Below are 23,040 nucleotides of genomic sequence, written 5' to 3' on the forward strand. Positions count from 1 at the left end.
TCCCCGGCGCTATGACGGCGATATCACGCCGCGAAACGCCAGTTCAAAGCCGGAGGCAAGCGCGCCGCGATCGCCGATCGGCCGCGTGCCTGCATGAACCGTCAGGCATCGGGTCATCACCAGCAGCGTTTCGACCCGCATGTCGATTTCCCGTCGGGAAAGCCCTTCCAGCACCGGTTCGATGATGGCGCGAAGGGCGCTGCGGAGGCGATGGTCGACGCGCACGACAAGGTCTGAAAATTTCGGGTTCCGCGCGGCTTCGGCCATGAATTCGAGCGTGAACGCGGCCCGATCGCTGTCCAGCAGCCAGATGATTTCCTTCGAAAATGTCTGGACGATGGCGTCGACGTCGCGACCGGCGCTGTCGCTGATTTTCATGATGTGCAGCATGAAATCGTCGAAGTCGCGCTCGCACAGCGCGAGCATGATCGCTTCCTTGTTCTCGAAATATTGATAGATGTGGCCAACGCTCATCCCTGCTTCGGCGGCAACGCGGCTCATGCTGGCCGCATGGATGCCTTCGACCCGGACGCAGGCGCGCGCCGCATCCAGGATCTGGGCCTGCCGCCGCCCGGTGCGTTCTTCCTGCCGCATAACCGCTGCCGCCGTCCGTACCATCGTCACCTTTCCTCACCGCTGTCGTGCACGCATCCAGGGATGCCGCGATATCCTATCTGCCTCAATACCGTACGAATGATCAATCATTCTTTTAATTGACTCTGCGGGTAAATGGGCGCAGTAGCGATTCTGCTTGGGGTCGGTCGTTCGAGCGAACCGTCGCAAAAGCCGATGAGGAGAGTGTGGACCATGACGTCGCAGCAGAGCTTTACCGATCCCGAAATCCAGAAATGCCCGTTCCCCTTCTACGACAAGCTTCGGGAAGAGCAGCCGGTATTCCATGATCCCGAAACCGGCCATTATGTCCTCACCCGGTACGAAGATGTCCGCAAGGCGCTGGTCAGCCATTCGGTCCTGAGCAACAAGACGCCCTATCTGGGCGACCGCTGGACACCGCAAGCCAATGAGATCATGGAAAAGGGCGGCTGGTTGCCGATGGACACGCTGGTGTCCAACGACCTTCCCGAACATCGCACCTATCGCACCCTGGTCGACAAGGTGTTCACCACCGGCAAGGTGAAGGGGCTGGAGCCGAGGATCGGCGAAATCATCGACGAGCTGATCGACGATTTCATCGACCGGAAGGAAATCGACTTTCTGGCCGATTTCGCCGTCCCGTTGCCGATGTACGTCATCGCCGAACAGCTTGGCGTGCGGCGTGAGGATCGCGAAATGTTCAAGCGCTGGTCGAACATGGCCGTGGAAACCACCGGCCCCGTGACGCCCGAGCGCGAGCTGGAGCTGGCCCATATCATGGTCGAAATGCAGCAATATATGGCGATCGAGATCGAGCGCGTTCGCACCGAACCCAACGACATGCTGCTCAGCCGACTGGTCAACCTGGACACCGAAGGGCGCAATCTCACCAACCAGGAACTTCAAAGCCTGATTTTCCAGATTCTGGTGGCGGGCAACGAAACGACAACGACAACGCTTGCTTCGGGCATGCGACTGATGATCGACCGTCCCGACCTGGCGGAACAGGTCCATGCCGACCCGTCGCGCGCCAAGGCGCTGGGCGAGGAAGCCTTGCGCGTGGCCACGCCGCTGCAATGCCTGTGGCGCACCGCGCTGGAAGACGTGCAGTTCGGCGATGTGACCATCCCCGCCGGTGCAATCGTGGAGGTGCGCTTCGGCGCGGCCAACCGCGATCCGGCGCAGTTCAGCTGCCCCGCCGAAGTCGATCTTGAGCGCAAGAACGCCACCAGCCACCTGGCGTTCAGCGCCGGCATCCATCTGTGCATCGGCAACCAGCTGGCGCGCGGCGAATTGCGCATGGCGTTCGAGGCACTGACCCAGCGGCTCAGGAATTTCCGCTACAGCCGGGGCGAAGACAGCTGCGTTCCGCTCGAAGGCTATACGCCCTACGGCTTGCAGACATTGTGGATGTCGTTCGACCGCCGCTGACCGCATGAAGGCCATCGCCGCCCTGCATGGCCGGGGCGGCCGATGTGCCGTTCCGGGTGGCCGCGCCCTCCGGCGGCAATGCCCGGACAGGGTCGGGTCCGATGCTTTCAGCCTTTGTAAAGTGCGACCAGCCGATCCTCATAACGCGCGCGGATGACATGCCGCCGGATCTTCATCGACGGCGTCATTTCGCTGTTCTCGATCGTGAACGGTTCGTCGGCGAGCACGAAACGCCGTATCCGCTCGATGACCGAAAGCTCCGCATTGACCCGGTCGACCGCCGCACGCAGCGCCGCCAGATAATCCGGCTCGTCATGGACGGCATCGACCGCCCGGCCCCGCGCCGCCGCCCATTCGCGCGTCCATTCGGCGTCCGGCACCAGCAAGCCGACGATATGGGGGCGGCGGTCGCCATAGACCATCGCCTGCCCGATTTCGGGTTGCAGCGTCAGCATCCCCTCGACCTTTTGCGGTGAGACATTGTCGCCCTTGTCGTTGACGATCAGGTCCTTCTTGCGGTCGGTGATGCGGATGCGGCCGGCGGCGTCGAACTCGCCGATGTCGCCCGTATGCAGCCAGCCATCCTGCAACACGCGCTCGCTTTCGGCCGGGTTGCGCCAATAGCCGTGCATCACCAGCTCGCCGCGCACGACGATTTCGCCGTCCTGCGCGATCCTGACCTCGACCCCGTCGAGCGGCGGGCCGACCGTGTCCATCGCGATCCCCGCGGCCGGCCGGTTGCAGCTGATCACCGGCCCCGCTTCGGTCTGGCCATAGCCCTGAAGCAGGGTGATGCCCAGCGACTGGAAAAACAGGCCGACATCGGGGTTGAGCGGCGCGCCGCCCGATACCATCGCCTTGATCCGCCCGCCAAAGCGCCCCTGCACCTTGGGCAGGATCGTGCGGCCGAGCAGCGCCTTCATCGGCAGGTCGAACAGCGAGCGCCTGCCCTGCTGCTCCTTCGCGCCGATGCGCAGCGCCTGGGCGAGCAGGAAGCCCGGCAACCGGCCCTGCTTTTCGATCGCCTTCATCACCCGCGCGCGCAGCACTTCGAACAGGCGCGGGACGACCACCATGATCGTGGGCCGCACTTCCTCGATATTCGACGCCAGCTTTTCCAGCCCTTCCGAATAATAGATCTGCCCCGCCAGCAGGATCGGCAGGAACTGGCCGCCGCTATGCTCGTACGCATGGCTCAGCGGCAGGAAGGACAGGAATATCTCGTCGTCCCAGCCGAAATCCTCTGCCAGCAATCGGGCAGCCCCCTCGATATTGCACAATATCGATCCATGATGCTGCATCACGCCGCGCGGGCTGCCGCCGGTGCCGCTGGTGTAGATGATGCAGGCGAGGTCGCTGCGCCCGGCGGTCTGGGCGGCGGCGCAGCTTTCCACATCGGCCGCGTGCGCCGCGATCAGCTCATCCCATAGATGGCAGGCGATCTGCCCCTGCATGCCGCGCACCGGCTCCATGCCGATGACGAAGGCCGCCTGCGACCGCAGCACCGCCGGCATCATCGTCGCGGCCAGCTTCGCGCTCGACACGATCACCCCGCGCGCGCCGCTGTCGGTCAGGATATGCTGGTGATCGCGCGTCGTGTTGGTGGTGTAGGTCGGCACGGTGACCCCGCCCGCCGCCATGATCGCCAGGTCGGCGATGCAGAATTCCGGGCGGTTCTCGCTCACCAGCACCACCCGGTCGCCGGGCCGCAGCCCGTTCGCGCGCAGTGCGGCGGCGAGCGCGGCGACCTGGGCGGCGACCTGCGCCCAGCTCATCGACTGCCACTGGCCCGCGCGCTTGCGCCACAGGAAGGGCGCGGCCCCCTTCTCCTGCGCCCGCGCAAAGAACAGTGCTGCCAGATTGGGAAATGTCTCTATCGCCCTCACCGCATCGGCTCCTCCGGTTGGACGCATCGACCGTGCGCCTGGCGCGGCTATACGCTCGCCCTGCCGCGACGGCTATCGGATTTAGGCTCATGGTTGAGACCGCACGATGCGGCGTCAGCGCATTGTCGGACCCGTCAGTCGAACAGCCCGTCCTGCACATCCGCTGGCGGATTGAGGCCCAGATGCTTCCAGCCCGGCCCGTTGAGGCAACGCCCCCGCGCGGTGCGCGCGATCAGGCCCAGCTGGATCAGATATGGCTCGATCACCTCTTCCACCGTGTCGCGCGGTTCGGACAGTCCCGCCGCCAGCGTTTCCACCCCCACCGGCCCGCCGCGATAGATATCGGCGATCATGTGCAGGTAGCGCCGGTCCATCAGGTCCAGCCCCAGATGATCGACCTCCAGCCGGTTGAGCGCCGAATCCGCCGCCTTGCGGTCGACTTCCGCCACGCCCGCGACATTGGCGAAGTCGCGCACCCGGCGCAGCAGCCGGCCGGCGATGCGCGGGGTGCCGCGCGCGCGCCGCGCGATCTCGCTCGCGCCATCCTGGGTGATGCCAAGGTCGAGCAGCCGCGCCGCGCGCCGCACCACCAGTTCCAGTTCGGGCACGGTATAGAATTGCAACCGCACCGGAATGCCGAAACGGTCGCGCAGCGGCGTCGTCAGCAGCCCCTGCCGCGTGGTCGCGCCGACCAGGGTGAAATGCGGCAGGTCGATGCGAACGCTGCGCGCGGACGGCCCCTCGCCGATCATCAGGTCGAGCGCGCGGTCCTCCATCGCCGGATAGAGGATTTCCTCGACCGCTGGATTGAGCCGATGGATCTCGTCGACGAACAGCACGTCGCCTTCGTCCAGATTGGTAAGCAGCGCGGCAAGGTCCCCCGACTTGGCGATGACGGGGCCGGATGTGGCGCGAAATCCCACGCCCAGTTCCTTGGCGACGATCTGCGCCAGCGTCGTCTTGCCAAGGCCGGGCGGGCCAAAGAACAATACATGGTCGAGCGCCTCGCCCCGTGCCCGCGCCGCCTGGATAAAGACCCGCAAATTCTCCTTCGCCGCCTGCTGGCCGATAAATTCGTCCAGCGTCTTGGGGCGCAGCGCGGCGTCGGCATCCTCAGCCCGGCGGGCCGGCGCGATGAGGCGGTCGTCGCTCACTTCGCCGCCTTCCGCAACGCCAGCCGCACCAGCGCTCCCCTGCCCGCACCCTCGGCACATGCGTCATGCTGAACCTGTTTCAGCATCCATCGCGCCTCAACTGCGGTTCTATCGGCGGCGAACCCAGCCCAACCGCCAGGTCGACCCACTGCGGATTGTCGGCCTCGATCAAATTGATTTTCCATTGCCGATGCCAGCGTTTGAGTTGCTTTTCGCGCAGAATCGCCTGCTCCATAGTCTCGCACATCTCGAAGCGGACCAGATGATGGACGGCGTAGCGGGCCGTAAAGCCGCGCACCGCATTCGTCCGGTGCTGGTAAAGTCGCGCGATCAGGTCCGATGTGACGCCTATGTAGAGCGTGCCGTAGGGTCGGCTGGCGAGGATATAGACGCACGGTTGTTTCACTGTCTCGACCCTCCGGCACGAAACGCGAAATGGATGCTGAAACAGGTTCAGCATGACAGGGGTCAGTCAATCCCCTCATTTCGCCGCCTTCCGCAACGCCAGCCGCACCAGCGCGTCGAGCGTCGCGCCCTCGCCCACTTCCGCCTCCGCCGCCGCCACCGCCGCGCTCGCTTCGGCCGGGCGAAAGCCCAGATTCTGCAATGCCGACACCGCATCCGCCGCATTGCCGCCCACCGGCATGGCGACCATCCCCGCCGCCACCGCGCTGCCCGCCGGCGCAACGCCGACCTTGTCCTTCAATTCCCGCACGATCCGTTCGGCGAGCTTGGGCCCGACGCCGTTCGCCCGCGCCACCATCGCCTTGTCGCCCATCGCCACCGCGCGATGCAATTCGGCCGGTTCCAGCGCCGACAGGATCGCCAGCGCCACCCGCGCGCCCACGCCCTGCACATGGGTCAGCAAACGGAACCAGTCGCGTTCCTCGGCGGAAGCGAACCCCATCAGCCGGATCGAATCTTCGGCCACCAGCATTTCGGTATGCACCGTCACCGCTTCGCCCACCGGGCCCAGCGCCGACAATGTGCGCGACGACGCCCCGACCAGATAGCCGACCCCGCCCACGTCGATGACGGCATGGTCCAGGCCTGTACTGTCCAGCCGCCCCTTCAGCTTTGCGATCATGCCATCCGCCCTTTGGTCATGGTCTGTTCTTTACATGCTGTGGCGCGGCGCGCCAGTGCAAAGAAAAAGCGCGCCGCCACGGCACCAAATGCGGCGCAGCGCGTAATGCAGGCCATTCCCCGCAACAAACCGAAAGACGACGTTTCCCATGCTGCCCCAACTTGGCCCCAAGGATTTTGAATTTCCCGCGATCATGCTGTCGGGCAATGTCGACCATGGCATGTATCTGCACTTCAAGAATGCATTGTCGACCGCACCGCAGGCCGGCCTGGTCGCGGTGGAAATTTCCACGCTGGGCGGCGACCCGGAAATCGCCCGGATGATGGGCGAGGACATCCGCTTCCTGTCGGATCTCTACCCCGATCGCCGCCTGGTTTTCCTGGGCAAGACCGCCGTCTATTCGGCCGGCGCGACCTTCATGAGCTTTTTCGCGCGTGAGAACCGCTATGTCACGCGCGGCACCCGGATCATGATCCACGAACGATCGATCACCAAGCAGATCCACCTGTCCGGCCCGCTTTCCACCTGCATCGCCTCGCTCAAGGCCACGATCAACGAGATCGAAGCGTCTATAGCGATCCAGAATGAGGGGTTCGCCAACCTGGTGCTGGGGTCGCAGATCAACATCGACGATCTGATCGAAAAAGCGACCGAAAACTGGTATCTCGAAGCGAACGAGGCCTGCGCGCTGGGGCTGGTCGAAGCGGTCCTGTAGCCTCGGGGACTGTCTCGAACCGCGCGACAGAACGGATTGGGGCTTTGGGCCGGGGCGGATGCGCCGAAGACGCATTTGGAAACACACTCTGACGCGCCAAAATCGTCATTGGCAGACGATTGGATATTGCATTGCAACAGGGTGTGTCGTCTGATCGACATATGTTAAAAGCCGCCCTGCACCACCTCACCGCTTATCGCTACAGCCGCCCGATCCGGCTTGGGCCGCAGGTCGTCCGCCTGCGGCCCGCCCCGCACAGCCGGACCAAGGTGCCCAATTACGCGCTGAAGATCGAACCGGCGGGCCATTTCCTCAACTGGCAGCAGGACCCGCACGGCAACTGGCTGGCGCGGATCGTGTTTCCCGATCCTGTCGACCGCTTCAGCATCGAGGTCGACCTGCTCGCCGATCTCGACATTATCAATCCCTTCGATTTCTTCGTCGAACCCTATGCGGAAAATTATCCTTTCACCTATGACGAGCAGTTGAAGACCGACCTCGCCGCCTATTTCGACATAGAGATGCAGGGTCCGCGCTTCGAGGCGCTGGTGGCGGAACACGCCGCCTTCCGCGGCCGGACCATCGACTTTCTGGTCGATGTGAACAGCAGGCTGCAACAGCGGGTCGGTTATGTGATCCGCATGGAAACGGGCGTGCAAAGCCCGGAAGAAACGCTGGATATCGGCACCGGATCGTGCCGCGATTCGGCCTGGCTGCTGGTGCAGCTGCTGCGGCGGCTGGGCTTTGCCGCCCGCTTCGTCTCGGGCTATTCGATCCAGCTGGTCGCCGATGTCGAACCGCTCGAAGGGCCCAAGGGGGTGACGCAGGATGTGGTCGACCTCCACGCCTGGGCCGAAGCCTATGTGCCGGGCGCCGGCTGGGTCGCGCTCGATGCGACCAGCGGCATGTTCGCGGGCGAGGGGCATATTCCGCTGTGCGCGACGCCGCATTATCGTTCCGCCGCGCCGATCAGCGGCATGGCCGAACCCGCCGAAGTCGATTTCAACTTCGAAATGAACGTCAGCCGCATCGCCGAAGCGGTGCGGATCACCAAACCCTTCACCGATGCGCGCTGGGCCGCGCTCAATGCGCTGGGCGAACAGGTGGACGCCGACCTGATCGCCCAGGACGTGCGGCTGACCACCGGCGGCGAGCCGACCTTCGTCGCCATCGACGATCCCCAGGCGGGCGAATGGAATGGCGATGCCGTCGGCCCGACCAAGGCGGGCTATGCCGACCGGCTGATCCGCCGCCTGCGCGACCGCTTTGCGCCCGGCGCGCTGCTGCATCACGGCCAGGGCAAATGGTATCCGGGCGAAAGCCTGCCGCGCTGGGGCTATTCAATCTTCTGGCGCACCGACGGCGTCCCCGTATGGCGCGACGTCAGCCTGATCGCGGGCGAGCCGGAAGCGGGCGACGTGACGGTCACCGCGGACATGGCCGGTCGCTTCCTTAATGCGATGGCGGACGGGCTGGGGGTCGAAAGCGATTTCGTCCAGCCGGTCTATGAAGACGCGCTCGCCTGGTCGGTCAAGGAAGCGGAACTGCCCGCCAACACGCAGCCGGGCGACCCCAAGTTCGACAATCCCGAAGAGCGCAGCCGCATGGTCCGCGCGTTCGAGGGCGGCCTGTCCAAGACGGTCGGCTATGTGCTGCCGATCCAGCGCTGGCAAAGCCAGGTGTCGCAACCCCGCTGGCAAAGCGAAATCTGGAAGGTGCGGCGCAAGGCGCTGTTCGCGGTGCCGGGCGATTCCGCGCTCGGCTATCGCCTGCCCTTGGGCACCCTGCCCTATGTGCCGCCGTCCGATTTTCCATATATCCATGCCCAGGACCCGAGCGAACCGCGCGGGCCGCTGCCCGACTATCGCGCCCAGTCCGATCCAAGGGAGCGCGTCGAACGGTCCGAAGCGGCGCAGGCCGAACATCAGGAGCGCGTCGAACAGACATTCATCGAAGGCGCGGTGCGGACCGCCATCACCGTCGAGCCGCGCGGCAATTTCCTGTCGGTGTTCATCCCGCCGGTCAAGACGCTGGACGACTATCTGGAACTGATCGCGCAGGTCGAGCGCGTGGCGGAAGCGACGCGCATCCCCGTGCGGATCGAAGGCTATACCCCGCCGCCGGACCCGCGCCTCAACCTGCTCAAGGTCACGCCCGACCCCGGCGTGGTCGAGGTCAATATCCAGCCGGCCAAAAGCTGGGCGGAAACGGTCGCCATCACCGAAGGGGTGTACGAAGCCGCGCGCGAAACCGCGATGACCGCCGACAAGTTCATGGTCGATGGCCGGTCGGTCGGCACCGGCGGCGGCAACCATCTCGTGCTCGGCGGCGCGAGCGTCGATGAATCCCCCTTCATCCGCCGCCCCGACCTGCTCAAGAGTTTCGTTCTCTACTGGCAGCGGCATCCCTCGCTCAGCTACCTGTTTTCCGGCATGTTCATCGGCCCCACCAGCCAGGCTCCGCGCATCGACGAGGCGCGGCACGACAGCCTGTACGAACTGGAGATCGCGCTGGCGCAGGTGCCCAATCCGGTAAGGGATGGCGACGGCGCGCTGCCGCCGCCCTGGCTGGTCGACCGCCTGTTCCGCAACCTGCTGGTCGACGTGACGGGCAACACCCACCGCACCGAAATCTGCATCGACAAGCTGTTCTCGCCCGACGGCCCCACCGGCCGCCTCGGCCTGGTCGAGTTTCGCGGGTTCGAAATGCCGCCAGACCCGCAGATGAGCCTGGCGCAGCAGCTTCTGTTACGCGCGCTGACGGCGTGGTTCTGGCGCGAGCCGCAGCAGGGCAGTCTCGTGCGCTGGGGCACGACCCTGCACGACCGCTTTTTCCTGGGGCATTTCGTCTGGGCCGATTTTCTCGAACTGCTCTCCGATCTGCGCGGCGCGGGCTATGATTTCGATCCCAACTGGTTCGAAGCGCAAAAGCAGTTCCGTTTCCCCGTCCATGGCACGGTGAACGCAGGCGGCGTCGAACTCGAAATCTCCCATGCGCTCGAACCGTGGAACGTGCTGGGCGAAACCGGCGCGATCGGCGGCACCGTGCGCTATGTCGACAGTTCGACCGAACGGTTGCAGGTGCGCGCCAACGGTCTGGTCGACGGGCGGCATATCGTCACCTGCAATGGCCGGCGGGTGCCGATGACCGCCACCGCCGTACCGGGCGAAGGGGTGGGCGGCGTGCGGTACAAGGCGTGGGCGCCGGCCAATTGCCTGCATCCCAACCTGCCCGCCGACGCGCCGCTGACCTTCGACGTGCTCGATAGCTGGAGCGGACGGTCGATCGGCGGTTGCGTCTATCATGTCGCGCATCCGGGCGGGCGCAATTATGACGATGTGCCGATCAACGCCTATGAGGCGGAGGCCCGGCGCAAGGCGCGGTTCCAGGATTATGGCCACACCCCCGGTCCCGTCGACATGCCGCCGCCCGAACCCCCAGGCGAATTCCCGATGACGCTGGACCTGCGGTTCAGGCATCGGGTCGCGTGACGATGGTCGATACGCCCGGCTGGGCGGACGACTATCTTGCCCGCGCCGCGTCGACGGGAACGGACGGCGACCTGTTCGCCGCCGCGCCGTCCGACACTGCCGGTCACTGGCAGACGCTGTTCGCGCGGTTGGGCGCCATTGCCCAGGGCAGCCCGGCGGCGCTGGCCGACAAGCTTGCGCGGCAGGCGCTCGACCTTGGCATGGCGTTCCGCCTGACCGGCGACGACCAGGAACGGGTCTGGCCGCTCAGCCCGCTGCCGCTGTTGATCGGCGCGCGGGAATGGGCACAGATCGAACGCGGGCTGGCGCAGCGCGCCGAGTTGCTGGAGCGCGTGCTCGCCGATATCTACGGGCCGCAGACGCTGGTGCGCGATGGCCGCCTGCCCGCCGCCGTGATCGCCGGCAGCCCGCATCACTGGCCGATCATGACCGGCGCGCCCCCGCCCGCCGGGCATCATCTCCATTTCTACGCCGCCGATCTCGGGCGCGGCCCCAACGGCGAATGGCGCGTGCTGGCGGATCGGGTCCGCACCCCGGTCGGCGTCGGCTATGCGCTCGAAAATCGCCTCGCCCTGTCCCGATCCACCGGCGACCTGCTGGGGGCGATGAACAGCCGCCGCCTCGCGCCCTTCTTCTCGGACCTGCGCCGGGGCCTCGCCGCCGATTGCGCGCGCACGGAACCGCGCATCGGCCTGCTCACCCCCGGCCGCTTCAACCAGAGCTATGCCGAACAGGCGCATCTGGCGCGTTATCTCGGGCTGTTGCTGGTCGAGGGCGAGGACCTGATCGTCACCGACGGGCAGTTGTTCGTCCGCACCATCCAGGGGTTGAAGCGCGTCGATGGCCTTTGGCGCTGGATGGACAGCCGCTTCCTCGATCCACTGGCCTTTGACGGGGAATCGCGGATCGGCGTGCCCGACCTGTTCGATGCCTGCGCCCATGGCGGGCTGATGGTCAGCAACTGGCCCGGCGCCGGGGTCATCGAATCGCGCGCCTTCGCCGCCTTCCTGCCACAGCTTGCAAGCGCGGTGCTGGGCGAAGCGCTGGTCCTGCCCAATGTCGCGACCTGGTGGTGCGGCCAGCCGACCGAACGCGCCCATGTCGAAACGGCATTCGACCAACTGGTGATCGGCTCGGCGTTCGACCGCGACGTCGCCGGGCTGGAAGGGGTGCGTTCGCTGCCCGGCTCGGCGCTCGACGCCCCGGCGCGCGCGCGGCTGCTCGCCGCCATGGCGCGGCGGCCGATGGACTATGTCGGGCAGGAAGTCGTGCGCCTGTCGACCACGCCCGCGATCGTCGAGGACCAGCTCACGCCGCTGCCCTTCACCCTGCGCGTGTTCGTCGCGCGCGATGCCGCCGGGGGCTGGCGGATCATGCCCGGCGGCTTCGCCCGGCTCGCCGCCCATGGCGACATCCGCGCCGCGCTGATGGGCGAAGGCGACCTGTCGGCCGACACCTGCATCATCGACGACCTGCCGGTGCCGCCCGACACGCTGCTGGGATCGGACAGCCCGCCGATCCGCCGCGTCGGCGGGATGCTGCCGGCCAAGGCAGCCGACAATCTCTATTGGCTCGGCCGCTATATCGAGCGCGCCGAAGCGACGCTGCGCGTCATCCGCGCGGTCGTCGGCGGATCGATCGAGGCCGACCTTGGCCCCACGCTCGCCTCGCCGACGATGAGCGGGCTGATCGACATGCTGGTCGGATGGAACGCCGCCGTGCGCGATGGCGGTTCGATCGCCGCGCTCTGCGCCAGCGCGATCGGCGACGCCGGCCAGCCCGGCAGCGTCCGGGCGCTGATGACGACGGTGGCGGGAATCGGCGCAGGGCTGCGCGACCGGCTGGCGGTCGACTTCTGGCGGCTGCTGCGCCAGCCGTTACCCATATTCGATGCCCTGGTCACCGAAAGCCTGCTCGATGCGTCCTCGCGGATGATCGACCGGATTTCCGCGCTGTCGGGGCTTGCGGCGGAAAATATGGCGCGCGGCGATGGCTGGCGCTTCCACGACATGGGCCGGCGGATCGAACGCGCGATCATCGGCTGCCAGCTTGCCGCCCGCTTCGGCGCGGACGGCGCGTCGGCCGATGACCTGACCGTGCTGCTCGACCTCAACGACAGCCAGATCAGCTATCGCAACCGCTATCTGACCGGAGCATCGGTGCGGCCGGTGCGCGACATGGTGCTGCTGGAGCCGCACAATCCGCGCTCGCTCAGCTACCAGGCCGCGCGCATCGCCGACCATCTCTCGGCGCTGCCGGTACTTGCCACCGACGGCCTGCCCGAACCGCCGCAGCGGCTGGCCGGCGGCATCGCCGCGCTGCTTGGACCGCTCACCGGCGACAGCATGACCATGGCCGATCTCGCCGATGCCCAATATCGGCTGCTCGGCCTGTCGGACGCCATCGGCCAGCGCTATTTCCTGCAATGGCGCAAGGCGGAAAAGGCCGAAGGGTCGGCGCTGCTGTCATGATCTACCAGGTCCGTCATGTGTCGACGGTGCGCTATGCCGCACCGGTCCAGCTCGCCCGGTTCAACCTGCGGCTGCGGCCCGCCGCCTGGCCGGGGCAATGGACATCGGACTTCACGCTCGGCGTCGATCCGCCGGCGCGGTCGGTCGACGGGCGGCCCAGCGCCTGGCTGGTCAATGTCGCGCGGCTCGTGATCGAAAGCCCGATCCGGCAGCTGCGGATCGAAACCAGCTTCCGCGCCGGTGTCACCGACGCCGCGATCGCTCCCCGCGCCGACGATCCCACCATCGCCGAGGCAGCCGCCGCCGCGCTGCTGGATCGCGCGACCGGCGCCGCTGCGCCCGCCAATTATCTGTTTGCCTCGCCCCGCGTGCCGCTGCTTGCCCAGATCGCCGCATGGGGCGGCGACGACCTGTCGCCCGACCGGCCGGTCGTCGCCGCCGCGCTGGCCCTCGCCCGGCGCATCCAGGCCGAATTCGCCTATATCCCCTTCGCCACCGACGCGCGCACCCCGGTCGCGCAGGCCTTTGCCGCGCGCCATGGCGTGTGCCAGGATTTCGCGCATGTCATGGTCGCCGCGCTGCGCCTCGCCGGCCTGCCTGCCGCCTATGTCAGCGGCTATCTGCGCACCGACCCGCCGCCGGGCCGGCCCCGGCTGGTGGGCGCGGACGCGATGCACGCCTGGGCGATGCTGTGGTGCGGGCCGACGCGCGGCTGGATCGGCTTTGATCCCACCAATGGCTGCATCGCCGGCGACGGCCATCTGTTCGTCGCCATGGGCCGCGACTATGCCGATGTCGCGCCGATGGACGGGCTGTTCGTGGGCGGCGCGGGCCAGCGCCTCAGCGTCATGGTCGACGTCGCGCCGGTGGCGGAATAGGGCAGCGTTCGAATGATCGGGATCGCCTGGCGCCCGTTCGGCCTGAACGAAGTCAAACCGGCTCGAACATCAGCAACATGCCCCTGCGCGGCCGCACCGTCAGGCGGCTGATCGGTTCGGGCTTCCAGCCGGGCTTCACCGCCAGCCGATAGCGGCGCAGCACGGTGGCGATCACCGTCATCACCTCCTGCTGGGCAAAGCCCGCGCCCACGCACACGCGCGGTCCCCGGCTGAACGGGAACCAGGCCTGCTTGACCATTTCGGCATTGGCGGGATCGTCGAACCGGTCGGGGTCGAAGCTGTGCGGACAGGCCCAGTTGTCGCTGTTGCGCTGGGTCAGCCACGGCGCGACCACCAGCATCGCCCCGACCTTGAGGTCCTTGTCGCGCATCCGCATCGGACAGGGCACCTCGCGCGGGAAAAAGGCGAGCGGCGGGTAGAGCCGCAGCGTTTCGCGAAAGATATTGCGGACATGCCCCATGTCCTTGAGCATCGGCGCGGTAAAGGCCTGCTCCCCGGCTGCCTCCATCACCTGCGCGCGCGCGCGTTGCTGAATATGGGCGCATTCGGCGAGCAGGTAGAGCGCCCAGGTCATGGTGCTGGCCGTCGTCTCATGCCCGGCCAGGAACACGGTCGACACCTGCCCCATCACCCCCTCGAAATCGAAATGCTCGCCCGTTTCGGGGTGCTTCGCCTCGATCAGCGATTGCAGGATGTCGGCATGGGGCGCCGCGCCGGTCGCGTGGAACGCATCGTAGCGTTCTTTCACGATCGGCCGGAACACCGCATGGATCGCCTCGGCCGGCTGTTCCGACCGTTTCTCGAACCATTTGCTCGGCAGGCCGTAAAGGCCCAGCATGGATGCCGAATGCGCCGCCCGCTGGAACCGTCCGAAGGCGTTGTGGATGATCAGCGACCGCTCGGCGTCCAGCGTCTGCGAAAACAGCGTGCGAAAGATGATGTCGGCCGCGACATGCGTCATCAGCGGATCGACATTGACCGGCTTGCGCAGGTCCGCGGCCGCTAGCCGGTCCAGCAGCGCGTCGGCCGCCCCCACCATCAGCGGCATCGACTTGGCCAGCGCGGTATGGGCAAAGGCCGGATTGACCATCGCCCGCTGGTTCTCCCAATCCTCGCCATTGGCGGAAAACACGCTGTTGCCGATCAACGGCCGCATGCCCTTGACCATTTCGCGATGCTTGGGAAATTCGGTGCCGCCGCGCAGCACCTGGTCGACCAGCGACAATTCGTTCAATATATACATGTGCTGGCCGCGCCCGCCGACCTCGCCCATCTTCATCGTATAGCTTTTTTCGTACAGCACATGGATCCAGCTGTTCCACCCGACGGTGAAGCGCTTGAGCTTTTGCAGCTTGCTCGCCTTGGGCTGGGGATAGGGGGGCTGGAACAGTTCGGTCATGCTATCGTCCTGAAACGCTCGACCGCCTGGTCTACCGTACTGCGCCCGGCGGTCAGGCTGATGAAATCGACGGGCGATGGGCGGTCGCCGACCCGCAGATAGTCGAAATGCGCCTCATATTTGTTCGACCAGCCGCCATGATAATTTTCCGGGTCATAGAACAGGTGGAAGCGCGGCGACAGCATGTCCACCCGCGCGACATGCGCGTCGCTGTGCAACAGCAGCGGATTGACGTTGAAATAGGCCGCGCCGTCGGGCGGCGAGGAAATGTCGACATAGCGAAACCGCTTGTCGGCCAGCGCGCGCAGATCGGCATGATACCAGGTCGCATCCCGGCGCAGGCCGACCACCGGCACCACCTGCCCCAGCCCCAGCATCACGAAATGATCGGGCATCGCCCCTCCGCGCAGGTCGAACAGGCGGCGCATGACGCTCATGCCCAAAATCGTGCCGGCGCTGTGGGTGACGAACAAAATTTCGTCCCATGGGCCGTCCAGTTCGTCGGCGATGCGCGCGGCGAACTGGTCGAGCCGCGCATCCAGCGCCTCGCCCGGCCCGCCGGCGGCGAGCCTGTGATGATAATAGGTAAAGCGCAGCAGCCACGGCACCACCAGCTTGGTGATCCAGCGCCCCGACAGCAGCGCGCTCGCCGCCACCCCCGCCAGCGCCGCCGCCCACAGCGGCAGCACGATCCACAGCAGCAAGGCCGGGATCAGCGCGAACAGCAGCGGGATCATCACCGCCAGGAAGGGGGGATAGAGGATGGTCAGCACCGGCCCCGGCCGCAACTGCTTCATCCGCTTGAACTGCATGTGGCGGGCATGGCCGACATAGGTGGCGATCGACCGCCAGCCCAGCTTGAGCGGATTGCGGATCCACACCTTGCCGACCAGGTCCTCCCAGCGCAGATATTCATAGTCGGTCTCCACCCCCGCATCCGGATTGGACACCGTCCAGATCGCCGAGTTGATCGGCCCCGCCCGCCGCGCGCTCACCTCCACCGCTTCGCCCGACAGCGCGGCATAGCGCGCCGCCTGCTCGCGATAGAGCTGATGATAGAAACGCACGCCGCGCGGATCGAAACCGCCGAGGTAAAAGACTTTGCGCTTGAATTTTTCCACCGGCCCCGCCCTAATCGGGGCATGACCACGCCCGAACGCGATTACTGCTATTTCATAGATCACCGCAAATACAACCGCAATGTCGGCTGCCGGCGTCACGACAACGCCTATGGCATCAACGGCGGCGGCGGCGAGCGCGACCGGTGGCGCGCCGATTACGCGCTCTACCGGCACATGCGCGACAATGGCGATCCGGTGGCCCTGCTCGCGCTTGCCGGGTGCCTCGCCTATGGCTGGTTCTTCTGGAACTATCATCCCGGCCGCTGGCTGTGGCGCGGACAATTGCTGCGCCGCTTCGTCAAGGCGCCGGGCCAGCGCAAGGATTGACGTGCGTCCTCGCCGACGCGGTTCGCGCGGCGGGATCAGCGCGCGATGAATGCCATGGGATCGACCGGCCGACCGTCGCGGCGAACTTCATAGTGAAGATGCGGCCCGGTTGATCGCCCGGTTGATCCGACCTCGCCGATCATCCCTCCCTTGCGCAAATAGGTGCCGGGAACGACGTGGATGCGCGACAGATGCGCATAACGGGTTTCATAGCCATTCATATGGCGGAGCCTCACGAGCAGGCCATAACCTCCTGCCGCCCCGGCTTGCGCAACCCATCCATCGGCGGTGGCATATACGCCCATGCCGGGCCTTGCGGAAAGATCCGCGCCGGAATGAAGCATGCGCCGGCCCAGGATCGGGTTGACGCGCATGCCCATTGGACTAGTCACCGTCGCGCTGCGGGGCACCGGGGTCGAGGGTGTAGGGCGCACGGGCGGGCGGTCGCTTGGCCGCGTGTGGCTGGCCTTGCGCCATTGATCGAACAGCGCGCGCAGCCGCGCCTCGTCTTCCCCCGATGACGCTGCACGCGCCGATGCGCAAATTAGCCCGGCCATCCCGATCAGGCCCCATATCCGTGCGACCCTGGCGACGCGCCTCGCCACGGACTGGCGACAATTTTCCATCATTGCGCCTCCGGTCGGGCACCTACGGCTGCGAACGGCGCCTGCGGGCGCTGTACCCAGGGCAACAACGGCTTGTCACGCCGGAACCGCCAGCGGTCGGCCCAGCCTTGACGGGACAAATCCTGCGCTACTTCGATGATCGTGAGAATGGCAAGGGATACCGGGATCGACATAGTGAGTAGCGGACGGATGAAGGGGCCAACCTGGACGACATATTCTACCGGCACCTGAGTATCAAAGAAGTAGCTGTCCTTCACCAAAACGGGCAGGCGATCGATGTTGAGATCGAGCGGGATGCACACGACATAGGCGACAATGATCGCATAGCGCCGGATCCCGCTTCGGCAGGGCTCCATGAAACAGAATAACAGCACCAGTATCTGCGTGTAGGAACTCACCTCCGTCGAAAACAGCGCTATGCCGATGCTGAGCGTCAACATCCTGTAGCGGGGAACGACTTCGGGCCGCAGGAAACAGGCCAATGCGGCCAGCATGACTATCGCCTGCGCGCCCCCCATCAGCACGGGCACGAGAAATTCGATCAACTCGACGCGGGACGATCCGATATAGAGGGATGTAGGAAATATCTGGGAATTGGTAAGCTGCTGCAATGGCAGCAGCGAAGACGCCATCCAGATATCCAGCGGGTTGTTGATGATGAGCCCTTCGGCGTAAGAAGTAATATTTTGATAGATTTCGGCCGGACTACCCGATCCGAACAGAAAATAGGTCACGCAGAATATGATCGCGGTGGCCAGCGCCGCTCCTTCTGCCCACCGCCAGCGGCGATGCAGCAACTGCGCTGCGATGGTGCCGATAAGGTACACCTTCATGTTGACAGCCAGGCCAGCGTATATCCAACGCATCCTGGCCGAACGCACGAGCGGCCCATAGGCGAGCAGAACGAAAATATAGGTGATCAAAATCACGTTGCCGCGATCAAGGCCCCACATCATCGGCAGTCCGATCGATATCGCCAACGATCGTGGCAGCGCAGTCCGCCGGTCGACTTTCATCAGCGTGCGTGCGGTCAGGATGATACACAGCGCATATATGACGTGCAGCGATCCAATCCCTAGCCAGTCGCATTCCCTGGATGGGCCGCCCTGCGCTGAGGTGTAGCAGGGACCGTAGGTGATCAGCCGAAGCATGACATAGGTCAGCGGCGGATAGATCGTCATGTAGGAATCATATGCGCCCGGCTCATGTGACCAATAGGCGGGATTGAACCAGTCCATCCAGGTATCGCCGATATCGTAGAAGAACGGCTGCGGGAAATGCTGGTAGGTAAAGAAGAACCCGAAACTGTAGGCCAGGCCGACAACGATCAATATGGCAAAGCCATATTCCAGTCCCAGAAACGAGAATAGCCGAGCTTTCACGCCGACTTCTCCGAGAAAACCAGTCTTTTGAGCACGAAGAAATTGACCACCGACACGAAAATGGTCGCGATCAGTCCGGCGATATAGGGTGATTCCACCACCGTTGCCACGAGCGCCAGCGTCGCCAGGTTCAGGACATAATTGCCGGCATAGGACAGGATAAAACGCATCCGGCTGCCTGGTTGCCCGGCGAAGGTATAGCGGCTGTAGGTGAAATAATTGAACGCCACGCCCAGCACATGCGACACGATCTGCGCCACATACATGTCCATGCCCGCCCACACGAACAGGGCGAACAGGCCATAACCGAAGGCCATGTTGATGACTCCGGCCTGATAGTAGCGGAAAAGCCGCTTCCACTCGCCGGGCGACTTCCAGTCGAACATCGCGTCAATATTCCGGCGGAAAGTTGATGCGTTCGCGCTCCAGCACCAGCGGCTGGTTGCGCGTGCGGTCGGACACCAGCCCGATCTGGACGCCCAACAGCCCCAGGAACAAGAATAGCAGGCTGAACTGTCCTTCCAGCATGGCCGCGAACAACCACAATTGCACAGACCGGCCGGTAAAGGCCGCGACCATCGCCCCGATCAGGCATATAAGCGTCAGCAGGCCGATGAAAAAACCGACATAGAGCGGCGCTCGCAAAAGATTCTTGGACGATCCGGCCAGGCCGTTGAGCGCAAAGTCGAGCAGCGTGAAGAAATTATTGTTGGATCGCCCTCCCGCCCGCAATGGGCGCTTGAAGGAGATGGTTTCGATGCTGAAGCCGGTTTCGACCAGCAGGCCGCGAAAAAACGGATGGGGTTCGTTGAGCGTGCGGATCGCCTCCACGACGCGGCGATCGTAGATGCCAAAGCCGGTGGCGTTGGGAATGATGCGATAATCGCCGAACCGCTGTTGCAGCGAATAGGACAGGCCGCGCATGAAACCGAGCACCGCGCCCGACTTCTCGCTCTCGCGCACGCCCAGCACGATGTCGGTGCCGTTGCGCCAGCGCGCCACGAATTCGGGGAGCAGGGCGGGCGAGTCCTGAAAGTCGGCGCACATGGATATCACGGCGCGACCGCCGGCCTGGTAGATGCCGTGGGTGGGCGACCGCATCTGACCGTAATTACGGGTATTGACGATCAGCCGGATGCGCGGGTCGCGCGCGCACATCCCCTTGATGATTTCGACAGTGCGGTCCTGCGATTCATTGTCGATGAAGATGATGTCGAAACTCTCGCACAGCGGCTCGAGTTCAGCGATGACCGCAGCGGCGATCGCTTCGGCGTTGGTTTCCTCGTTGCGACAGGCGATGACGACCGAGACTTCGGGCGTGATGGCAACATTGCTCATGACGCCTCCGGGGTGACGCGGGCGCCGACAGGGGGGCGGAGGCGATAGAATTCGATTGCCGCCCAAAGCATCGCCAGGGCGATCGCCACCGCCGCCGCAGGCCACCATATCTGTCGCTCACTGTCGACGAAGGGCGGTTCGAGGATGCGGACATTGGCTGAAGACGTCAGATTCTCCACCGCAGTTCCCTCCAGAAAGCGCAGATAGCTGTCATATAGCGCTCGCTGGATTCCCAATTCGCGTTCCAGCTTGAACAGCTGGCTTGACTGCGCGACCGCGTTGCCGACCGTGCCTTCGACGGCACTCTGCGTCCCCTTCACCTCTTCCAGCTGACGCCGGATCGCGACGATTTCGGCCTTGATCTGGGTGATCATGACATTGTCGTCGGTATAGAGCTGGCGCGCGGTCTCAAGCGCGATCTGCTTCGCCTTGATCGCGCTTTCCAGGTTCATGATCCGGTCGGTGACGATCGCCGCCTCGGCCAGCGGACTGGGATTACGGTTGCGCAGGCGAAAGGCGTCATAGGCGGCCTGCGCCTGGGCGAGGTCGCCCGATGCCTCGGATACGAGCTGACGCAGCACGCCCCGCTTATATGCTGTCTGCGTCCGGCTGATCTGGCCCAGCCGTTCCTGGATCGCTGTGGCGTAGGCAGCGACGATGTCGCGCGCCAGCGCTCCGTCGCGCCGCTGCATCTCGATCAGTATGATACCCCCGCGCAGCGATCGAATATCGACCTGTCTGTCCAGCCAGCGATGCAATGCCAGCCGGTCCTTGCCGAGTCTCTTGTCGAGCTTCGTCCGGTCGATGACGATGTTGCGGACATAGTAGCTTTTCCCCACTCGCAACGCGATCTCGACCGCGGCCTGGTTGCCGAACACATTGTTGATCGCGCCCAGCTGCCCGAGCGTGCCGCTGAGGCCCAGGCTCTGCGGATCGGTGGGGGTCAGCGTCACGGCCGCGCGATGACGTTCGGGAAACACCGACAGCAGGGCGAACAGCAGGATCGGCAAGCCGAACACCAGCGCCCGGGCGCGAAAGTGGGAAAGCCAGCGCAAGCCGGTAATCGTCCCCACGAAGCTGCGTGGCGGGGTCATCGTGCGACCGCCACGACCGTTGCTGCGCTCAGGCCCAGTTGGAACAGCGTCTGCGTGACATCCTTGAACTTGGCCCACCAGCTGTTGCCCTGGGTCCTGACCGGCACAAAGACGATGTCGCCGGGCAGGATGCGGGCGTTGAGCGATCCGCGCTTGCGCGAGACGACCTCGCCATTGGCACGGACCAGAAAGATGTTGCCCCGGTCCGCCGCACGCAGCGTGCCTCCAGCCATCTCGACATAGTCCTTGACCCGCCTGGGCGCTTTGCCGCCGCCGACCAGGAAGGATGCCGGGCGGTAGACCGCGCCGAACACGCCCACCGTGGACGCCATCGGCGGCACGTAGATCGCGTCATTATTCTCCAGCAGGATGTTGCCGGGAACGTCGGCGGCATCTGGCGACAGTTGCAGCACGACGCGCCCGTCCGGTTCAACCTGGCGCAGGCGATCCAGCACCGCGCGGGCGCCCGCGATCTGGCTGCTGCGCTCGGCCTCGCCGATGGCCGTGTCGGCGGTCAATGGCGCCGCGGCCAGGGTCAGTTCCAGCTGACGGATCGCCTCGCGATAGCTTTCCTGCTGCTGAATCTTCACCGATTGCCGTGTGAATTTGGTGCCGAAGGGGTAGGCGCGGGGGGTGAGGCCCCCGGCGCGCGCCATAATCTCGTTGATAGGGGTATTGGGCGCGGCGTAGTAAATGCCCGGCTGCCGCACTTCACCCTCCACTCGAACCAGCACCGACTGGCGATCAATCGGCATGGTCAGACTGCCCGTGGACAGCATTTGCACGATGTCGCCGCCTTTGATCGGCTCGCCCCCTGCCGCCGTGAATGCGATTTGGCGAGGCCCGACCTGCTCGGCTTCGCCAGTGCGATAGAGGATGACGCGCGACCGGTCGGCCAATGTGTTCGGTCCGCCCGCGGCCGCCAGCATGTCCGCCAGATTCTCGCCCGGCTTCGCCTCGTAGATCGCTTCTTCCTGCACGCTGCCGATCACGGCGACCTGCTCGCCGGCGGGCGGAATGAACAGAACATCCTCATTTTGCAATTGCACGTCGTTGACGCTGCGGCCGCCACGCATCAGCTGGTAAAGATCGAAATCGACCACCTCCTGGCCATTGCGATACAGCTTGATACTGCGCCAGCTGCCACCGGACGAGGGGCCGCCCGCCTGAAACACGGCATTGGCAAGCGTCGACAGGCTGCTGAGCGTGAAAGCGCCGGGATTGTTGGCAAGGCCGGTCACATAGACGCGGATGCCGCGCAGCTTGCGGATATCGACCGAAACCGTAAAGCCCCGGAACTGCGTGCCGATCGCGCGGGCGATCACGTCGCGCAATTCGGCATGGCGCACGCCGGCAACCTGGACGGGGCCAACGCCGCTGATGAACAACCGGCCGCTATTGTCAACCTCCTGCTCGATGCTGCCGTTCATGGATCCGGCGAGCGCGATCACGATCGTATCGCCCGGTTGCACCACATATTCCGGTGGCACGGTTGCCGTTGCCGGTGCCGCGAAGTCGCGTTGCGCCGGCAATATCAGGGATTCTCCATAGCGCGGCAGCTTCCGGCCCAGCAGACGCTCGACATAGATTTCGAATTCGCCCGGCTTGGCGAACTGGCGGGTCAGCGCCTGGTCGTCTTCCTTCCGCTGGCTGCGGGCGCCCAGCAACTGTTGCAGGGTCAGCATATCGTTGCTGTTCGTCGTCACATTATATGGCTGGATGGCCTGCTGGCCAACGAAGGGATTCTCGGAAGCCGTGCTGCCCTGCGAAAGGCCCGATGCGCTCACATTGTCATTGCCCTGCCGCGATGACGATCCGGTCCCGTTCATGCTGTCGAGCGGCGATCCGGAAGGAATGCCGGTGTTCATCTGTGCGACCGCGACCGGCGCGACCGCAAAAGACAGCAGCAACGCGGCGATCCTGCCACGCCCGATTGTTCTGCTCTCGACTGCTCTTGTCAAATTCCCGCCCTTTATATGCATCGCTGTCAACACTTGCGCTATTCTATCCTCGGTCATGCCCGAC

At 65.1% G+C, this 23,040-nt stretch carries 20 protein-coding genes; 6 read left to right on the forward strand and 14 right to left on the reverse strand.

Annotated features, from left to right (window positions below; genetic code table 11):
* Window positions 1-9 precede the first annotated feature (9 nt).
* Window positions 10-618: a TetR/AcrR family transcriptional regulator gene (locus WG908_RS03720; RefSeq protein WP_340185225.1), complete on the reverse strand. Its 609-nt coding sequence runs from the start codon at window positions 616-618 to the stop codon at window positions 10-12.
* A 189-nt stretch (window positions 619-807) separates the two neighbouring features.
* On the opposite strand from WG908_RS03720, the gene WG908_RS03725 reads away from it, so the two are divergent.
* A complete protein-coding gene (locus WG908_RS03725; RefSeq protein WP_340185226.1) occupies window positions 808-2,025 on the forward strand; it encodes a cytochrome P450 in 1,218 nt (405 codons plus the stop codon).
* Between the two features lie 107 nt (window positions 2,026-2,132).
* Here the strand turns inward: WG908_RS03725 and WG908_RS03730 are convergent, their stop codons facing one another.
* From WG908_RS03730 to ruvA, 5 genes are all read right to left on the reverse strand, one after another.
* The gene (locus tag WG908_RS03730; RefSeq protein ID WP_340185227.1) at window positions 2,133-3,911 is read right to left on the reverse strand and encodes an AMP-dependent synthetase/ligase; all 1,779 of its coding nucleotides are present in this window, start codon (window positions 3,909-3,911) and stop codon (window positions 2,133-2,135) included.
* A 134-nt stretch (window positions 3,912-4,045) separates the two neighbouring features.
* On the reverse strand, window positions 4,046-5,065 hold the full coding sequence (gene ruvB, locus WG908_RS03735; RefSeq protein WP_340185228.1) for a Holliday junction branch migration DNA helicase RuvB: 1,020 nt from the start codon (window positions 5,063-5,065) through the stop codon (window positions 4,046-4,048).
* Window positions 5,062-5,151: a ribbon-helix-helix protein, CopG family gene (locus WG908_RS03740; RefSeq protein ID WP_340185229.1), complete on the reverse strand. Its 90-nt coding sequence runs from the start codon at window positions 5,149-5,151 to the stop codon at window positions 5,062-5,064. The genes ruvB and WG908_RS03740 overlap by 4 nt, the downstream gene beginning before the upstream one ends.
* Complete coding sequence (locus WG908_RS03745) at window positions 5,145-5,471, reverse strand: GIY-YIG nuclease family protein (RefSeq protein WP_340185230.1); 327 nt, start codon at window positions 5,469-5,471, stop codon at window positions 5,145-5,147. The genes WG908_RS03740 and WG908_RS03745 overlap by 7 nt, the downstream gene beginning before the upstream one ends.
* 75 nt (window positions 5,472-5,546) lie before the next feature.
* Window positions 5,547-6,152 carry a Holliday junction branch migration protein RuvA gene (gene ruvA, locus WG908_RS03750; protein WP_340185231.1) on the reverse strand — a complete coding sequence of 202 codons (606 nt, stop codon included), beginning with the start codon at window positions 6,150-6,152 and terminating at the stop codon, window positions 5,547-5,549.
* Window positions 6,153-6,300: 148 nt separating this feature from the next.
* On the opposite strand from ruvA, the gene WG908_RS03755 reads away from it, so the two are divergent.
* The 4 genes from WG908_RS03755 to WG908_RS03770 all read left to right on the forward strand — a co-directional run bounded on the left by WG908_RS03755 (window position 6,301) and on the right by WG908_RS03770 (window position 13,707).
* The gene (locus WG908_RS03755) at window positions 6,301-6,867 is read left to right on the forward strand and encodes an ATP-dependent Clp protease proteolytic subunit (RefSeq protein ID WP_340185232.1); all 567 of its coding nucleotides are present in this window, start codon (window positions 6,301-6,303) and stop codon (window positions 6,865-6,867) included.
* A gap of 161 nt (window positions 6,868-7,028) precedes the next feature.
* Window positions 7,029-10,358: a transglutaminase family protein gene (locus WG908_RS03760; protein ID WP_340185233.1), complete on the forward strand. Its 3,330-nt coding sequence runs from the start codon at window positions 7,029-7,031 to the stop codon at window positions 10,356-10,358.
* Between the two features lie 2 nt (window positions 10,359-10,360).
* Window positions 10,361-12,829, forward strand: coding sequence for a circularly permuted type 2 ATP-grasp protein (locus WG908_RS03765; RefSeq protein WP_340185384.1), 2,469 nt, complete (start codon window positions 10,361-10,363; stop codon window positions 12,827-12,829).
* A complete protein-coding gene (locus WG908_RS03770; RefSeq protein WP_340185234.1) occupies window positions 12,826-13,707 on the forward strand; it encodes a transglutaminase family protein in 882 nt (293 codons plus the stop codon). Before WG908_RS03765 ends, WG908_RS03770 begins: the two co-directional genes overlap by 4 nt.
* A 52-nt stretch (window positions 13,708-13,759) precedes the next feature.
* Here the strand turns inward: WG908_RS03770 and WG908_RS03775 are convergent, their stop codons facing one another.
* Entirely contained in the window at window positions 13,760-15,127 is a 1,368-nt protein-coding gene (locus WG908_RS03775) for a cytochrome P450 (RefSeq protein WP_340185235.1), read from the reverse strand.
* Window positions 15,124-16,248, reverse strand: coding sequence for a hypothetical protein (locus WG908_RS03780; protein WP_340185236.1), 1,125 nt, complete (start codon window positions 16,246-16,248; stop codon window positions 15,124-15,126). The genes WG908_RS03775 and WG908_RS03780 overlap by 4 nt, the downstream gene beginning before the upstream one ends.
* 21 nt (window positions 16,249-16,269) lie before the next feature.
* On the opposite strand from WG908_RS03780, the gene WG908_RS03785 reads away from it, so the two are divergent.
* The gene (locus WG908_RS03785) at window positions 16,270-16,575 is read left to right on the forward strand and encodes a hypothetical protein (RefSeq protein ID WP_340185237.1); all 306 of its coding nucleotides are present in this window, start codon (window positions 16,270-16,272) and stop codon (window positions 16,573-16,575) included.
* Window positions 16,576-16,610: 35 nt separating this feature from the next.
* Here the strand turns inward: WG908_RS03785 and WG908_RS03790 are convergent, their stop codons facing one another.
* Genes WG908_RS03790 through WG908_RS03815 form a run of 6 tightly spaced genes read right to left on the reverse strand, consistent with a single transcriptional unit; the run spans window position 16,611 to window position 22,925 of the window.
* A complete protein-coding gene (locus tag WG908_RS03790) occupies window positions 16,611-17,204 on the reverse strand; it encodes a M23 family metallopeptidase (RefSeq protein WP_340185238.1) in 594 nt (197 codons plus the stop codon).
* Window positions 17,201-18,583: a hypothetical protein gene (locus WG908_RS03795; RefSeq protein WP_340185239.1), complete on the reverse strand. Its 1,383-nt coding sequence runs from the start codon at window positions 18,581-18,583 to the stop codon at window positions 17,201-17,203. The genes WG908_RS03790 and WG908_RS03795 overlap by 4 nt, the downstream gene beginning before the upstream one ends.
* Window positions 18,580-18,969, reverse strand: coding sequence for a GtrA family protein (locus WG908_RS03800; RefSeq protein ID WP_340185240.1), 390 nt, complete (start codon window positions 18,967-18,969; stop codon window positions 18,580-18,582). The genes WG908_RS03795 and WG908_RS03800 overlap by 4 nt, the downstream gene beginning before the upstream one ends.
* A 4-nt stretch (window positions 18,970-18,973) precedes the next feature.
* Window positions 18,974-19,921 carry a glycosyltransferase family 2 protein gene (locus WG908_RS03805; RefSeq protein WP_340185241.1) on the reverse strand — a complete coding sequence of 316 codons (948 nt, stop codon included), beginning with the start codon at window positions 19,919-19,921 and terminating at the stop codon, window positions 18,974-18,976.
* The gene (locus tag WG908_RS03810; protein WP_340185242.1) at window positions 19,918-21,015 is read right to left on the reverse strand and encodes a GumC domain-containing protein; all 1,098 of its coding nucleotides are present in this window, start codon (window positions 21,013-21,015) and stop codon (window positions 19,918-19,920) included. The genes WG908_RS03805 and WG908_RS03810 overlap by 4 nt, the downstream gene beginning before the upstream one ends.
* Complete coding sequence (locus WG908_RS03815; RefSeq protein WP_340185243.1) at window positions 21,012-22,925, reverse strand: SLBB domain-containing protein; 1,914 nt, start codon at window positions 22,923-22,925, stop codon at window positions 21,012-21,014. Before WG908_RS03815 ends, WG908_RS03810 begins: the two co-directional genes overlap by 4 nt.
* Window positions 22,926-23,040 lie beyond the last annotated feature (115 nt).

Origin of the sequence: Sphingobium anseongense (assembly GCF_037725245.1) — a bacterium.
GTDB lineage: Bacteria > Pseudomonadota > Alphaproteobacteria > Sphingomonadales > Sphingomonadaceae > Sphingobium.

Bases quoted from the DNA above. Each gene is read 5' to 3' on its own strand.
- WG908_RS03720 (WP_340185225.1), bottom strand. From the start codon at position 618: ATGGTACGGACGGCGGCAGCGGTTATGCGGCAGGAAGAACGCACCGGG.
- WG908_RS03725 (WP_340185226.1), top strand. From the start codon at position 808: ATGACGTCGCAGCAGAGCTTTACCGATCCCGAAATCCAGAAATGCCCG.
- WG908_RS03740 (WP_340185229.1), bottom strand. From the start codon at position 5,151: ATGCTGAAACAGGTTCAGCATGACGCATGTGCCGAGGGTGCGGGCAGG.
- ruvA (WP_340185231.1), bottom strand. From the start codon at position 6,152: ATGATCGCAAAGCTGAAGGGGCGGCTGGACAGTACAGGCCTGGACCAT.
- WG908_RS03755 (WP_340185232.1), top strand. From the start codon at position 6,301: ATGCTGCCCCAACTTGGCCCCAAGGATTTTGAATTTCCCGCGATCATG.
- WG908_RS03760 (WP_340185233.1), top strand. From the start codon at position 7,029: ATGTTAAAAGCCGCCCTGCACCACCTCACCGCTTATCGCTACAGCCGC.
- WG908_RS03765 (WP_340185384.1), top strand. From the start codon at position 10,361: ATGGTCGATACGCCCGGCTGGGCGGACGACTATCTTGCCCGCGCCGCG.
- WG908_RS03770 (WP_340185234.1), top strand. From the start codon at position 12,826: ATGATCTACCAGGTCCGTCATGTGTCGACGGTGCGCTATGCCGCACCG.
- WG908_RS03775 (WP_340185235.1), bottom strand. From the start codon at position 15,127: ATGACCGAACTGTTCCAGCCCCCCTATCCCCAGCCCAAGGCGAGCAAG.
- WG908_RS03785 (WP_340185237.1), top strand. From the start codon at position 16,270: ATGACCACGCCCGAACGCGATTACTGCTATTTCATAGATCACCGCAAA.
- WG908_RS03790 (WP_340185238.1), bottom strand. From the start codon at position 17,204: ATGATGGAAAATTGTCGCCAGTCCGTGGCGAGGCGCGTCGCCAGGGTC.
- WG908_RS03800 (WP_340185240.1), bottom strand. From the start codon at position 18,969: ATGTTCGACTGGAAGTCGCCCGGCGAGTGGAAGCGGCTTTTCCGCTAC.
- WG908_RS03805 (WP_340185241.1), bottom strand. From the start codon at position 19,921: ATGAGCAATGTTGCCATCACGCCCGAAGTCTCGGTCGTCATCGCCTGT.
- WG908_RS03810 (WP_340185242.1), bottom strand. From the start codon at position 21,015: ATGACCCCGCCACGCAGCTTCGTGGGGACGATTACCGGCTTGCGCTGG.